The sequence below is a fragment of the Rhodococcus sp. KBW08 genome, from assembly GCF_003852455.1.
Classification (GTDB): domain Bacteria; phylum Actinomycetota; class Actinomycetes; order Mycobacteriales; family Mycobacteriaceae; genus Rhodococcus_F; species Rhodococcus_F baikonurensis.
On sequence record NZ_QAJJ01000016.1, the window covers coordinates 260,392 to 275,926 of the forward strand.

General features: G+C 64.5%; 3 protein-coding genes. All 3 read right to left on the bottom strand.

The window, feature by feature from the left end; all coding sequences use genetic code 11:
• Positions 1–14,271: a non-ribosomal peptide synthetase gene (locus tag DBV08_RS20075; RefSeq protein ID WP_124568615.1), complete on the bottom strand. Its 14,271-nt coding sequence runs from the start codon at positions 14,269–14,271 to the stop codon at positions 1–3.
• 338 nt (positions 14,272–14,609) lie between these two features.
• Complete coding sequence (locus DBV08_RS20080; RefSeq protein ID WP_003944963.1) at positions 14,610–15,032, bottom strand: metal-sulfur cluster assembly factor; 423 nt, start codon at positions 15,030–15,032, stop codon at positions 14,610–14,612.
• Positions 15,029–15,532, bottom strand: coding sequence for a Fe-S cluster assembly sulfur transfer protein SufU (gene sufU, locus DBV08_RS20085; protein ID WP_095970173.1), 504 nt, complete (start codon positions 15,530–15,532; stop codon positions 15,029–15,031). Before sufU ends, DBV08_RS20080 begins: the two co-directional genes overlap by 4 nt.
• Between the last annotated feature and the right edge of the window lie 3 nt (positions 15,533–15,535).

Here is a 15,535-nt window from a genome sequence, read left to right on the forward strand (position 1 = left end):
TCAGCCGCGCACGTCCTGAACTTCGATCAGAGCGTCCAGCTCTGCGTCGACGTCCGGGGCCGCATGACGGCCTGTTCCGACCGCCAGGTTCACGACAGGGCCGATCGCCTCCAGACCTGCTTCGGTGAACATCTCGGCGTGTGACGTGGGCACCGGACGGTCGATGATCACCCCGGACACGAACGGCCGCCATGCCGACGCCGTTCGCAGTGGGTCGAAAGTGTCGGTCTGTGCCGAGAAGAACAGCAGATCGCCCACGAACCTGCCCGGGCGGTAGCGGTGAGCCAGCTCCGCGCCGGCCGAGTACTCCTCGAACAGTCGCTCGATCCGCTCGCTCGAGACCAAGGGGTGATCGCCGATGGCATCGCGCAGGAGCTCTTCGGCGTCCTCGGGTGTCAGATCACGCTCGTCGGCGTCCGGGACCGAGATCCCCAACCCGCCGATCAGTTCGGCGAGTGAAGGCTGCGCGCCCGCCATCATCGGGTCTTCGAGTACGAAGCTGTCGAGCAGAATCAGGTCGGCGACGCTTTCACCTGCGGCTTGCAATTGCACCGCCGCCGCATGGGCGATCAATCCGCCGATCGACCAGCCGAGCAGATGATACGGACCGTGGGGCTGGACTCCGCGGATCTCCTCGACGTACCGCGCCGCGAAATCCTCGATCAGCTCCGCCCGGAATTGGGGGTCGGTCAGAACCGGCGACTGCAGGCCGTAGAGCGGCCGGCTGGAATCGACGTAGCGATCGAGTGCCCCGTAGCACCAGGCCAATCCGATGGCCGGATGGATGCAGAACAGAGGCTCGGCGCGGCCTTCCGGGCGTAGTGGCAGGACTATTGCAAGCGCCGAGGTATCTGCGTCACTTGTCACAACTGTTTCCTCGAGTTCGAAGAGTCTGCGCGCCAATGCCTCCGGAGTCGGATCGGAGAATATCCACGCGACGGGGACGGTCAGGCTGGTGCGTTCCTTGATGGCAGCGACCAAGCGCGTTGCCATGAGCGAGTTTCCGCCGAGTTCGAAGAAACTCGAATCGGCGTACGTGTCGGCGTCGGCGAGATCGAGTACCTCCGCGAAAGCAGCGCAGATTGCAATCTCGTCGCTGCCCTCCGGACTGCGTCCACTCGGCGCCTCCCAGAGGGGAGCAGGCAGAGCGCTGCGATCCAATTTGCCCGCCGGTGTGGTCGGGACTGCATCGATCGCGACAAAGGCGGACGGGATCATGTGCGCAGGCAGGGACATGCCTGCGTGACGGCGTAGCGCGGTGACGTCGACGTCCGCGTGTGCGGGGACGACGTAGGCGACGATCCGAGCGTCGACGCCGTCACCGACGACCACGCTGACAGCGGAATGCACGGATGCGTCGGACGCCAGCACCGCGTCGATTTCGCCGAGTTCCATCCGGAACCCGCGGACCTTGACTTGCTGGTCCGCGCGTCCGAGGTAGATCAGCGCCCCGGCGCGATCTTCGCGCACCAGGTCCCCGGTTCGGTACATCCGAGCGCCTTCGGGTCCGTGCGGGTCGGCGACGAACCGTGTGGCGGTGAGCGCGGGGTTGCCGAGGTACCCGCGGGCGAGACCGTCGCCGCTGACGTAGAGCTCACCGACGACCTGTCCGGGGACCGAGTGCAGTCGGGAATCGAGAATCATCGCGTCCACGCCGCGGATCGGACCGCCGATCGTCACGGGCTCCCCCGCGACCAGTGAATCGCTGATGGTGACTGCGACGGTGGCCTCGGTCGGGCCGTACGCGTTGAACATACGGCGCCCCGGCGCCCACCGAGATACGAGGTCGGCGGAGCAGGCGTCGCCCCCGACAACGACGGCTTCGAGATGGTCGAGCCCGGCGGGATCGACAGTCGCCAAGGCTGCCGGAGTCACGAAAGCATGGGTGATCGTCTGCTCGTCGAGCAGTTCGTGCAGTTCGACACCGCCGAGAACCGTCGGAGGTGCGATCACCATCGTTGCGCAGGCGCCGAAGGCCAGAAGGAGTTCGAGGACCGACGCGTCGAAGCTCGTCGAGGCGAAGCTCAGAGCGCGAGAGTGCGCGGTGACGCCGAAACGGTCGCGCTGTTCGTCGGCAAACGCGGCCAACCCTGCGTGAGTGACCAACACTCCCTTGGGTTTTCCGGTCGAGCCCGAGGTATAGATCAGGTAGGCGGGATTGTCGAGCTCGAGTGGCGCGTCCGGCAGTGTCTCGGAATGGACGGCCTCGATTTCGGTGGTGAATTCGACCGCGTCGAGCTCGATCCACGATGTGACGTCTGGCAGACCGGTCAGATACTCGCCTCTGGTGATACCGAGTGCTGCCCCGCTGTCGGTGAGCATGTGCTCGATCCGCTCGGCGGGGTACGCCGGATCCACGGGAAGGAACACCCCGCCGGCTTTCGCAACGGCCCAGAGCGCGATCACGTAGTCGGCCGCCCTCGGAAGCGCCAGTGCCACAATCATTTCCGGCACTATTCCGCGTGCGATCAACGCAAAGGCCATTGCGTCGGAGCGTCGGTCGAGTTCGCCGTACGTGAGTGTGGCGGATGCGGCGACGTCGACGATTGCGGGAGCGTGTGGATCGGCGGCGCCGCGAAGCAGCAGCTCCGGCAAGGTCAAAGCGTCGCCGGCCGGACGTCCGGGCAACGCACGCAGGCCGCGTCCCGCAAGATCGACGTCACCGACGACGGCGGAGGGCTGGGCAGTCAGTGTCTCGATGATCGTTTCCAGCATCACCGCAAACGACTCCGCCGTATCGGTGTCGAAGAGATCCTTCGCGTACGTGAGGGAGGCCTCGTAGCCGCCGCCTTCCTCCGCGGTCTGTTCGACAACGGTGAACTGCAGGTCGTACTTGGCGATGGCCGGTGTGATCTCGTGCGCACGAACGGCAAGTCCAGGCAGGTCCCACGTCGTCGGGTGGGCGCCGTGGAACGAGATCATCGTCTGGAACACCGGATGACGGTCGGTGGTCCGGGTCGGCGCCACGACGTCCACGACCTGCTCGAACGGAATGTCCGCGTGGGCGAAGGCGTCGAGATCGACGGAGCGGACGGTACGTAGAACGTCGACGAAGGTCGACCCGGGATCGACCGTCGTGCGCAGTCCGACCGTGCCCACGAACATTCCCACGAGGTCGTCGAGAACTCGGTGTCCTCGCCCGGCGACCGGAGATCCGATCACGATGTCGGTGCTTCGACTCAGCCTGGACAGCAGGACGGCATAGGCAGCGTGCAACACCATGAACGGCGTTGCCGCATTGGAGCCGGCAACCGCCTCGACCGCGATCCGGGTGTGCGCCGGAAGCGAGACCGCCGTGTGGGCACCGCTCAACGACTGGGTGAGCGGACGCGCTCGATCGCTCGGAAGGTCGATCAGCTCGGGCGCTCCCCGCAACGTCTCCCGCCAGTACGACGCCTGTGCCCCGAGCACGCTCTCGGATTCGTTCACCGCGCCCAGTGCTTCCCGCTGCCAGATGGCGAAGTCCGCGTAATGCACCTCGAGTGGCGTGAACTCGGGAGCGTGTCCCGAACTTCTCGCGACGTAGGCGGTGAGCACGTCCTTCATCAACGGCGCGATCGACCATCCGTCCGCCGCGACGTGGTGGATCACGATGACCAGAGTGTGTTGCTGCGGCGTCGACTCGAGCAGGAGAGCCCGGATCGGGGCTTGGGTCGTGATGTCGAATCCGCGCGATGCGAATTCTCCGGCGAGTTCTGTCGGTTCACGGGTGTCCGCAGTTCCGTATTCCAAGGAGGTGAATGCATCCTGGATCACTTGATGTGGGCCGGTGTCGGAATCTGGGAACACCGTGCGCAGGACTTCGTGTCTTTCGATCACATCGAGGACAGCAGCTTCGAGGGCCGGCACGTCGAGTGCACCGTCGAGGGAGATCGCGGCAGGGACGTTGTATGCGGGTGAGCCCGGATCCATCTGGTTGAGGAACCAGATGCGGGCCTGCGCGTAGGACAGCGGAATTCGATCGGGGCGGTCGGCGACGGTGATCGGCGGAAGCGCCTTCACCCTGGCGGATGTGTCGAGTGCTGCGGCAAGTTCCCGAATTTCGGGGTGCTCGAACAGCATTCGGACAGCCACCTGCCTGCCCAATGATTCGCCGAGTCGCTGGGACAGTCTGGTGGCGAGCAGTGAGTTGCCACCGAGCTCGAAGAAACTGTCCGACGCACCGATCTGTTCGATACCCAGCAGTTCTGCCACGACGCCGGCAACCTGGAGTTCGGTCGCGGTGGTCAGCGGCTCGACACTCCGCTCGGACGAACGCAGTGTCGGCGCCGGCAGCGCCGATCGGTCGAGTTTCCCGACGGGGGTCAGCGGAACGTGCTCGATCGGGGTGATCGCCGACGGCACCATGAAGGCGGGCAGAGAGCGGCGCGCATGGCTCAGCAACTCGTCCATGTCGACCGCATCGTCGCCGAGCACCACGTACGACGCCAACATCGTCTCACCGGAAGCTGCGTCGACGCCCACGGTGACCGCGAACTCGACGCCGGGGTATGCGCTCAGGACAGAGTCGATCTCGCCCAGTTCGATGCGGAATCCGCGCACTTTCACCTGGTGATCGGAGCGTCCGACGTATTCGATCGTCTCGAGCGGTGTCCACCGAACCAGGTCTCCGGTCCGGTACATGCGAGTACCGGCCGGGCCGAACGGCGCTGCCACGAATCGCGTCGCCGTCAACCCGGGTTGGTCGAGGTAGCCGCGGGCAAGTCCCAGGCCGGCGATGTAGAGCTCGCCGGTGACTCCGACGGGGACCGGCCGGGCGGAACCGTCGAGAACCACCGCGGACACGCCGCGAACGGGTCCGCCGATGGTCACGGTCTCCTCCACGCTCAGCGCATCGCTGATGCAGACCATGACGGTGGTTTCCGTCGGCCCGTATCCGTTGAACAACCGGCGACCCGGTGCCCACTTGCGGACCAGTTCGGGTGGGCATGCCTCGCCGCCGACAACTATCGACTGCAAGGCGTCCAGCCCGGTCGGATCGACCGAGGCCAGCGCTGCCGGTGTGATGAACGCGTGGGTCACCTGCTGATCGGTGACCAATTCGGCGAGGTCCTCGCCGCCGTAGACGTCGGGAGATGCGATCACCATCGTCGCGCCTTCACCGACGGCGAGCAGCAGTTCGAGGATGGAGGCGTCGAAGCTCGGTGAGGAGAAGTGCAGCGTCCTCGACTGCGCCGAGATGCCGTAGCGCGCCGTCTGCTCGGCAGCCAATGCGCTCAGGCCACGGTGAGTAACGCTGACCCCCTTGGGTTTTCCCGTCGATCCGGAGGTGTAGATGATGTAGGCGAGGTTGTCGATTCGGATCGGCGCTGCGGGAATCGCTTGACCGGTACCGTCGTCCTCGATGTCGTCCATCGTCATCCACGGAACGGGCCGGGGCAGCGATTCGATCACTGCTTCCGTCGTCACTCCGCGAGTGGCTCCGGAGTCGGTGAGCATGTGCAGAATGCGATCGGCGGGGTATCGCGGATCGACAGGAACAAACGCAGCGCCGGTCAAGGAAACGCCCCACAACGCGATGATCGAGTCGATCGAACGCGGAATCGCTATTGCCACAATGTCTTCGGCACCGATTCCTTCCGTGGTCAAACGGCGGGCAAGCGCCGATGCACGGGCGAACAGATCTCGGTAGAGCACGGTGGTGTCACCCGATCGAAGGGCCACCGAATCCCCTGAACTGTTGGCCGTCCGCGTCAATATTTCGGCCAAGGTGCGCGAGCTGGTCCATGCCGGACCGCGTACGGGCACGAGTGACTCTCGCTCGAGGGCGCTGAGGAATTCGATGTCGTCGATCGCGGTGTCCGGCTCCGCGGCGACGGCGCGGGCTACCGACTGCACACGGGCGGCGATCGTTTCCGCGGTGGCGATGTCGAAGAGCGCCTCGGCAAACCTGAGCGATCCGGTGATCTCCGCGTTCTCGGAATTGCCTGCCAGCAGAGTGAACTCGAGGTCGAACTTCGCGACGGACGGCTCGAGTGGTTGCGCTTCGAGACGTGCGCCGTGAACTGTGACCTGCGGCGAGACCACATTCTGGTGGTACGACAGCATGACCTGAAACAGTGGATGTCGCGTGGTGGACCGGTCGAGGTCGAGGGCGTCGACCAACACCTCGAAGGGCAACTCGGAGTGGGCGAAGGCGGCGAGGTCGCGGTCGCGGACGCCCTCGAGCAGGTCGGTGAACGACGCTCGGTGGTCGACCGGTGTGCGAAGGGGTACCGAATTGACGAACATCCCGATCAGGGAATCCAGTTCGGGTCGCCCGCGGCCGGCCACCGGGGTACCGATCACCACATCGTCGGTAGCACCGAGACGCGCGAGAACAACCGCCAGGATCGCGTGTACGACCATGAACTGCGTCGTACCACTGCGCCTCGCCAAGGCGGCGAGTTGCTCCACCGTCGCCGCGTCGATGACGATCGGCACCGATCCGACGGCGGTCGTGGTGACAGATCCGCGTGGGCGATCCACGGGTAACAGCACTTCGTCCGGGGCAGCCGCCATGGCAGCTGTCCAGAACGTCAGCTCGCGGGCAACCAGAGACTCCTGGTCGTCGATCTGCCCGAGCGAGTCTTTCTGCCACACCGCGTAATCGGCATACTGCACCTCGAGCGGCGCAAATACCGGTGCATCCGAGACGACGCGTGCGGAGTACGCCGCGATGAAATCTGCGGCAAAGGGAGTCAGGGACCAGCCGTCGAAGGCGATGTGGTGGATGACGACGACCAGTACGTGAACATCAGCGTCCTCGCGCACGAGCATGGCCCGAATCGGCAGATCCGAACCGAGATCGAACCCACGCGATGCGAACTCCGTCGTCGCCGAATCGACACCTTCAGAGCCGAAATAACGCTCGACGGAGAACTGCACATCGGAAATTGCTCGGATGACCTGGCTCGGTCCGTCCGCGCTGTCGACGTAGATCGTTCGAAGCACCTCGTGCCGCGCAATGACGTCCGCGAGCGCCTCCTCGAGGGCGTCGCCGTGGATGTCCCCGGTGATCCGGATCGCGAACGGGATGTTGTAGACCGAGGACTGCGGATCGAAGCGATTGACGAACCACAGTCGCTGTTGCGCAGCGGAGAGCGGTAGGCGGGCAGAGCGAGCGCCGGCGATCAGGGCAGGTCGATCGTCGGATTCTTCGGCGGTGGTGGCCAGATGTGCGGCGAGCGCTTCGACTGTCGGTGCTTCGAAGATCGAGCGCACGTCCACGGCGAGTCCCGTCGCCGCGCTCAACCGCGCGGACACCTGCGTCGCGACCAGTGAATTGCCCCCGAGATCGAAGAAGCTGTCTCCGGCCCGGACCTCGGGTACGTCGAGCAGTGAAGCGAACACGTCGGCAACGGTTCGTTCGAGCCCGGCCTCGGGTTCACGACCCGTGCCGAGGATTTCGCGCGGAATCGGCGTCGGCAATGCTCTGCGATCGAGTTTGCCGACCGGGGTCAACGGAATCGCGTCGATCGGGGTGATCGACGACGGAATCATGTACCGAGGCAAGCTGTCGGCGAGTCCCACGAAGAGCGACTCGATATCAGCGTCGCCGCTCAGCAACACGTACGACGCCAAGGTGGTGCCTGCGACGGATTCGACGGGAATCGTCGTGGCGAAGTGAACGAGAGGGAAATCCATCAGAGCAGCGTCGATCTCGCCGAGTTCGATGCGGAAACCGCGGATCTTGAGCTGATGGTCGCTGCGGCCCACGTAGCGAAGGGTCAGGTCCTTCGTCCAGCGGACCAGGTCACCGGTGCGGTACATCCGCGCACCGGGCGTCGAGTACGGATGCGCGACAAAACGATCCGACGTCAGTGCTGGACGGAGGTGGTAACCCCGTGCGAGGCCCGGCCCACCGATGTACAGCTCGCCTACGCCGCCGATCGGGACCGGTTGCAGCCGAGCGTCGAGCACCACGGCGTCGATTCCGCGGATGGGACCACCGATGGTGATCGGCTCGCCCGGTGAGAGTGGGTCACTGATGGCAACCATGACAGTAGTTTCGGTCGGACCGTATCCGTTGTGCAGTCTGCGCCCGTTGCCCCAGCTCGAGACCAATTCCGGAGTGCACACATCGCCGCCGACGACTACGCATTCCAGTGCCGTCACGCCCGCCGGATCGACAGTCGCCAGAGCAGCCGGAGTGATGAAGGCATGAGTGACCTCGCGGCGTCGGAGGAACTCGCTCAACGCCTCCCCTCCGTAGATGTCGGGAGGGGCGATCACCATCGTCGCGCCGGTCGAACCGGCCAGCAGTAGCTCGAGGACGGCACCGTCGAAGCTCGGCGATGCAAAATGCAAAGTTCGCGACGCGGCGGTGATCCGGTACCGATCCTGTTGTTCGCGAGCAAGATTCGCCAAACCCGCGTGGGTGACGACGGTGCCCTTCGGCACTCCGGTCGACCCGGACGTGTAGATGACGTACGCGGCCGAAGCCGCAGTGATCGAACCTGTTCTGTCCGCGTCGTCGATGGCGGCGTCGGAGTAGGCGGCACATTCTGCAACCGTGTCCGCGTCGCCGAGGTCGATCCAGACTGCGACATTCCCGCCGGTTGCCGGACCGGCCGCGACCTCGGCGGACCGAATTCCAATGCGCACACCCGAATCTTCGAGCATGTGCGCAACTCGATCTGCGGGATAACGGGGATCGACCGGGACGAAAACGCCGCCGGCTTTGGTGACCGACCAGACTGCGAGCACCGAGTCGACCGATCGGGCGACTGCCAATGCGACCGGTGTCTCGGGTCCGACGCCCAGGTCCATGAGGTATCGAGCGATCCGATTCGATCGACGCTCCAGCTCCCCGTACGACAGTGAACGCTCGGAGTCTTCGAGGGCGATCGCGTCGGGATACGTCCTCGCGGTATCCCCGAGGATCTGCGCCAGCGTCGATTCGCCCACCGAAGCCACACCGCGGCGCGGCAATATCGCGGCACTCTCCCGGGATCCGAGTACACGAAGGTCACCCACCGGTGCAGTCGGTTCCGAGACCGCCGATTCGACGAGTGTCACGAAGTTTCGCGCCAACGCTTCGACGGTCGAGCCGTCGAACAGGTCGGTGGAATAGGTGAACGTGGCATCGATCCCAGCTGCGGCCCCGGCCTCGCGGCGCTCGGTGACCGTGAGCTCGAGGTCGAACTTGGTCAGCCCCGTCTCGACTGCCCGGGCCGTCATCGACACCCCGGCCAGTTCAGCTGTGTGAGTGGTGGTTATCCGAGAGGTGATGGCAGCCTGGAACACCGGGTGGTGTGCGGGCGAGCGGTCCAGTTCGAGCGCGTCCACGACGACGTCGAATGGCACGTCCGCATTGTCGAAGGCATCCACGTCGACAGCTCTGACCTGCGCGAGGTACTCCCCGAAGGTCACATCACGGTCGACGATGGTCCGCAAGGCAAGGGTGTTGACGAACATGCCGACGAGCAGATCGAGAGACCTGTCCCCTCGTCCCGCCACCGGTGTTCCGACGACGATGTCGTCCGTGCCGCTGTAGCGAGCCAGAAGCAGCGCGAAGCACGCGTGCAGGGCGATGAAAGGCGTGGCGTCGTGATCGGCAGCAAGTACAGCGAGCTTCTGATGTGTGGAAGCGCCAATTCTGATGTCGACGCCGGCCCCGCGCATGGTCGGGTCGAGTGGGCGCGGACGGTCCGTCGGCAGGTGGAGTTGCTCGGGCGCTCCCGCCAGTTGCTGCTTCCAGAACGTGATCTGTGAGTGGGCAAGCGAATCGGCGGATGCCGCGTCCCCGAGGTGCTCCCGGTGCCAGAGCGTGTAGTCGGCGTACTGCACTGGAAGCGGCGCCCACTGCGGGCTGTTGCCGCCGACGCGGGCGGCGTAGGCGCCGGTGAGATCAGCAGCCAGCGGCGCGAGTGACCAACCATCGGCCACCATGTGGTGCAGGACCACGACGAGGACAGCTTCCTCGTCATCGCCTTCCTTCTCGTCGGCGACAGTGATCAGCAGGTAGCGCACCGGACGTTCGCGGACCAGATCGAAACCCGCCGAGGAGAATTCGAAGATCACTCTCTCGAGGCTTCCGCGTTCCACGTCGATCGACTCGAGCCCCGCGATCCCCTCGCCCAGGCCCAGCACCTTCTGCGTCGCGTTGTCCCCGACCTGAGGAAACAGGGTGCGTAGTGACTCGTGACGTGTCACGACGTCCACGATCGCAGCGCTGAGTGCGTCGGCGTCGACGCCACCACGCAACGACACCGCCAGTGGAATGTTGTATGCGCCCGATTCCGGCGCGACGCGATTGAGGAACCACAGTCGCTGCTGGGCGGGTGCGAGAGGTAGTACCGCCGGCCGGGCCACGACCTGAATACCGTCGGCGTCCGGAGTTTGTGCGGCACGCTCGATCGTCGCCGCGATCCCGGAGACCGTGGGGTGATCGAAGAGTGCTCGCAGAGGCATCCGCACTCCGGTGGCTTCGGTCAAGCGAGCCACAGCCGTCGTCGCTACCAGCGAGTTTCCACCCAGATGGAAGAAATTGTCGTCGAGTCCGAGCGGCCCGCTACCGAGAATGTCAGCCAGAACCGCGGCGACCTTGTCCTCGGTCGGCGTCGTCGGGGGCCGGAAGACCTTGGTGGAGGCGAGGATCGGCGACGGCAGCGCACGCCGGTCGAGTTTTCCGTTGGTGGTCAACGGAATCGAATCGATGACCATGAAGGCATCGGGAACCATGTAGGTCGGGAGAACTTCGGCGGCGTGGGCGCGAAGGACCTCGGCGTCGACGGAATCAGAAGCGGTCACATACGTCACGAGAGCGCCGCCCGCCGGCGTCGGTGCCACAACCGTCACTGCGTCGTCGATTCCCGGTGCGCCGAGGATGACGGAGTCGATCTCACCGAGTTCGATCCGGAAGCCGCGGATCTTGACCTGCGCGTCGCCGCGTCCGAGGTATTCGAGTTGCCCGGGCGCAATCCACCGTGCTCGGTCGCCGGACCGGTACAACCGCCGGCCGCCGGCGTTGAAGGGATCGGCGACGAACCGGCCCGCGGTGAGGTCGGGTCGGCCCAGATATCCGCGGGCGAGTTGGCCGCCGGCGACGTAGATCTCCCCCGCGATTCCCACCGGGACCGGCGAGAGGTGCTCGTCGAGCAAGTACACGCGAAGTCCGTCGATCGCGTCGCCGATCCGACTGCCCGTCACCGAACTCGCGCTCGGTCGGTCGAGTTCGAGATGCGTGACGTGCACCGTGGTCTCGGTGATGCCGTACATGTTGACGAGTGCAGGCCCGGAGTTCGTGTGATTGTCGTAGCCGGGGTGATTGTCGTACCAGCGTCCGAGTCGGCGCAGGTCCAATGCTTCGCCACCGAAGATCACGTACCGGAGCCGAGTCTCCGAATCGGTCCGGAGGTCGGCTTCGATGTACTGGTAGAAGGCCGAGGGCGTCTGATTGAGCACGGTGACGCCTTCTGCGGCGACCAGCGCTCGGAAGGCATCGGGGTCGCGTGAGACTTCGTGATCGACCAGCACCAGGGTTCCACCGTGGAGCAGTGCGCCCCACAGTTCCCACACCGAGAAGTCGAAGGCGAACGAGTGGAACATCGTCCACACGTCGTTGCCGTCGAATCCGAATTCGACGTGCGTGTTCTCGAACAATCGCACCACGGTGGCGTGGGTGACGGAGACGCCTTTGGGTCGACCCGTCGACCCCGAGGTGTAGATCACGTACGCCAGATTGTCGGCTCCGTGCCCGCGCGGGCGCTCAGCGGTTTCCAGACTCTCCCCGGAGTACTCGTCGGAGTCGATTCCGATGACCGCCACATCGGCGTTCGGGAAGGTGGAATCGGAGACGATGCACACCGGTTGCGCATCCTCGACCACGTACGCCAAACGCTCGGCCGGGTGCGCACGATCGAGTGGGAGGTATCCGCCGCCGGCCTTCACCACCGCGACTGCGGCAACGATCATGTCGACGGATTTGGGCAGCATGATTCCGACCAACGACTCGGATTGCACGCCGTGATCGACGAGTTTGCGCGCCAACTGATTCGATCGTCGATCGAGTTCGCGGTATGACACGCGCTCGCCACCCGCGACGACGGCGATCGCGTCCGGGGTCGCGCGAGTGCGGTCGGCAAGGATGTCGGAGAGCGTTCGGACCGGGGTGATCGGCAGCACCGGCGGTACCAGCGCCTGGCGTGCGTCCGGGCGGAGCAGATCCACGGCGCCGAGCACCGAGTGCGGAGCACCGACCATCGCGGTCAGGATTCGCAGAAAACGGTCGGCGAGGTCCTCGGCTTGCTCCTTCGTGCCGAGCCAATCGAGAACACCGGAGATCGGCTGATCAAGATCGGCGTGCTCGCCCGTCGGAATTGCCAGGGAGACAAACAGTTCCGGCACTGTAGCCAAGTCGGATCCGATCGGCGCACCGACCATGAGGCCCGGAAATCTCGGGTGAGCGTCCAGTGGTTCCTCGAAGCAGACCATCGCCCGGAACAACGGGCCTGTCTCCATCCAGCGACCGTCACCGAGTGCGGCGGTCACCGACGACAGAAGGATGTCGGCGTGCTCGAAGGCTTCGATCGCGACGGTGTCCACAGCACCGACCAGGTCGGTGAGCGTCATGGTGTTCGACACCGTGGAACGAAGCACCAACTGGTTGGCGAACATCGAGACGAAGTCGTCCGGGTTCGAGGCTCCGTACCCGCGGACCGAAACTCCGATCGACACCTCGTCAGCCGAACCGACGCGGCGCAGCAGTCCCGTCATCGCGGACTGGAACAGCACGAACAGACTCGTGTTCATCGTCGTCGCCATCGTCTCGAGGCGCCGGCAGAGGTCTGCCTCGATCTCGAGAGGCGTGGACGTTCGACCGGTTCCCGCGACGACCGGCAAACCCAGATCCTCCGCGGGGCTCGACAATGTCGCAGACCAGTACTCGACGTTGCGGGCGTGTTGGACTTCGGCGATCCACTTCCCCGCAGCGTCGGGGTCGATGTCCATCAATCGAGTTCCCGCTTCTGCGGCGCAGAACAAGTCGAGGAATTCGAGGAAACGTCGGTGGTGACGCGAGATGTCCTCGTCGGTGTAGAGGTCCGGATTCGCGGCGAAGTCGATCTGGATCTCTTCGGCTGCGGAAGTCTGATAGACGTTGACCGAGAGGTCTTCGATCGGCCCGGTCGAGATCACGTTCAGTTCGCCGTGCGCGTCCCCGAGAGTGATTCCGGAATGGAACAGCATGAGGTTGATCAAAGGCCCGTGGAAGCCGCGTCCGTCGGCGATGCTGTGATCGCCGGCGTTGAGGTCGCGTCGTAGGTCTTCGTGGCGATACTTCTGATGACGCAGTGCGCCGGTGAGTTCGATCTTCACCTCGTGCAGCAAGTCCCCGACCGCGAAGTGCGGGTCGACACTCGCACGTATCGGAACGACGTTCGACATCATTCCGCCGGACCGGCGAGCAGCTTTTGTCGTCCGCCCCGACACCGGCAGACTGAGGACCACGTCGCGGGTCCCGGTGGCCCGGGCGAGGTAAGACGCCAGAGCACCGATCACCACGGACGACGTCGTCACGTCGTGGGCGGCAGCGAGCCGTTCGAGAGAGCTACGCAGTTCCGAAGGCACCGTCGCGGACCGCAGGCGTGACCACGCCTGCGACGGAGCAGTCGAGGACGCGAGCGAGGTTCCGCCCGGCTTGTCGGCCATCTTGGTGTTCCAGTAGTCGCGATCACGCTCCCACCGGGAAGAGCCCAGATAGTCGGACTCCGCCTTCACCAACGATTGGAGGGGGGCAGTTACCGCTGGGGGAACCGGCAGATCCCGCACCGCGGCGGTGTAGATCTCGGCCGTGCGGTTCATCATCGACATCGCACCGAAACCGTCGAGCGCTACATGGTGAATACGGCTGTACCAGTAGGAATGGTCGTCGCGAAGCATCAAGACCGCCAGCCGGACCAGGCGATCGGTGAACGGATCGATGGCAGCAGTGTGCTCTCTGCGCATCCATTCTCGCGCCGCCGATTCCGGATCCGATTCGTCTCGAAGATCGACCACGTCGAGGGAGTCGTCCATGTCGAGATCGAGCCACTGACGCGCAACCCCGTCCACCTCGACCAGGCGCAGGTATCCGGAGCCGATCTCACGGCCGGTCTGTTTACTGGCAGCGGTCAGCAGCTCGATGTCGAGCGGGCCGTCCACGTCGACGTACTGAGCGATGCTGACGGGAATCTCGGGCCGAAGCTGTTGTGCGACAAGCAGGGAAAGTTGCGCGGCAGAAAGAGGGAAGGTGAGTTCGTCGTCCGGACGAGCTGCGGAAACGATTCCTCGGTCGGGACTGCCATCCACACGAATCTCCCTCTTACAACTTGATCATGATGCAAACAGGTATATGCGTCCGCTGGACGCCTCGAACTGATCGGGGCACTTCGAAATGAGACGAATACATTGGAAAGCTCGGGCGGAAACTGGCAAATCGCCCGCCGGAGATCACATCGTGACAATCAGCTGCGATGTTACCGATCAGTCAGCTTCCAGCAAATATTCATCAAACAACCATTTGGGACTATTGTCCTGAATATCATGGCTAAAACGGCCCTATATAACAAACCGAAGCGCCGGTACCCGACGAACGGGCACCGACGCTCCGGTGAAATCTATTCAGTTGATCGTGCCGAGGTTGCTTGTCAGACCGTGAAGCCGAGTGCGCGCAGTTGCTCGCGTCCGTCTTCGGTGATCTTGTCCGGTCCCCACGGCGGCAACCACACCCAGTTGATCTTCATGTCGGTACACAGATCGCTACGCACCAGTGCGCCCCGTGCCTGGTCCTCGATCACGTCGGTCAACGGGCACGCCGCCGACGTCAAAGTCATGTCGATCGTGACGACGCCGTCGTCTTCGAAGAGTCCGTAGACCAAGCCGAGATCCACGACGTTGATTCCCAGTTCGGGGTCGACGACGTCGCGCATCGCTTCTTCGAGTTCGTCGAGTCGCTCAGGCGACGGGACAGTGCCACTGCCCTGTGCGCCACCGAATTCCGCAGTGGAATCGGGATTCGGATTCACCGGAGCGCCGACCTCGGCGTCCTGCACTGGTTGTGTCTCGGTCATGATCCCTGTCCTTCAGTCGTGTCGACCAATTCACTGCTGCTGTCCGCCGTCGTGACAGCACCGCCGTCGACAATCTGGACTACAGCATCCTTGAATGCCATCCATCCGAGCAAGGCGCACTTCACGCGTGCCGGATACTTCGAGACACCGACGAACGCGATGCCGTCACCGAGAACGTCCTCGTCCCCCTCGACGGTGCCCCGACTGCTCACCATCTCGTTGAACGCCGTCACCGTCTTCAGTGCGTCGGTGACCTGCATCCCGATGACGAGGTCGTTGAGCACCGACGTCGACGCCTGGCTGATCGAACAACCCTGCCCGTCGTACGACACGTCGGAGACCGTTCCGTCCTCGGAGATCTGGACGCGCAACGTCACCTCGTCGCCACACGTCGGGTTGACGTGGTGCACCTCGGCGCCGAACGGCTCACGGAGTCCGCGGCCGTGCGGATGTTTGTAGTGATCGAGGATCACTTCCTGATACATCTGCTCCATGCGCATGAT

Bases quoted from the DNA above. Each gene is read 5' to 3' on its own strand.
- DBV08_RS20080 (WP_003944963.1), bottom strand. From the start codon at position 15,032: ATGACCGAGACACAACCAGTGCAGGACGCCGAGGTCGGCGCTCCGGTG.
- sufU (WP_095970173.1), bottom strand. From the start codon at position 15,532: ATGCGCATGGAGCAGATGTATCAGGAAGTGATCCTCGATCACTACAAA.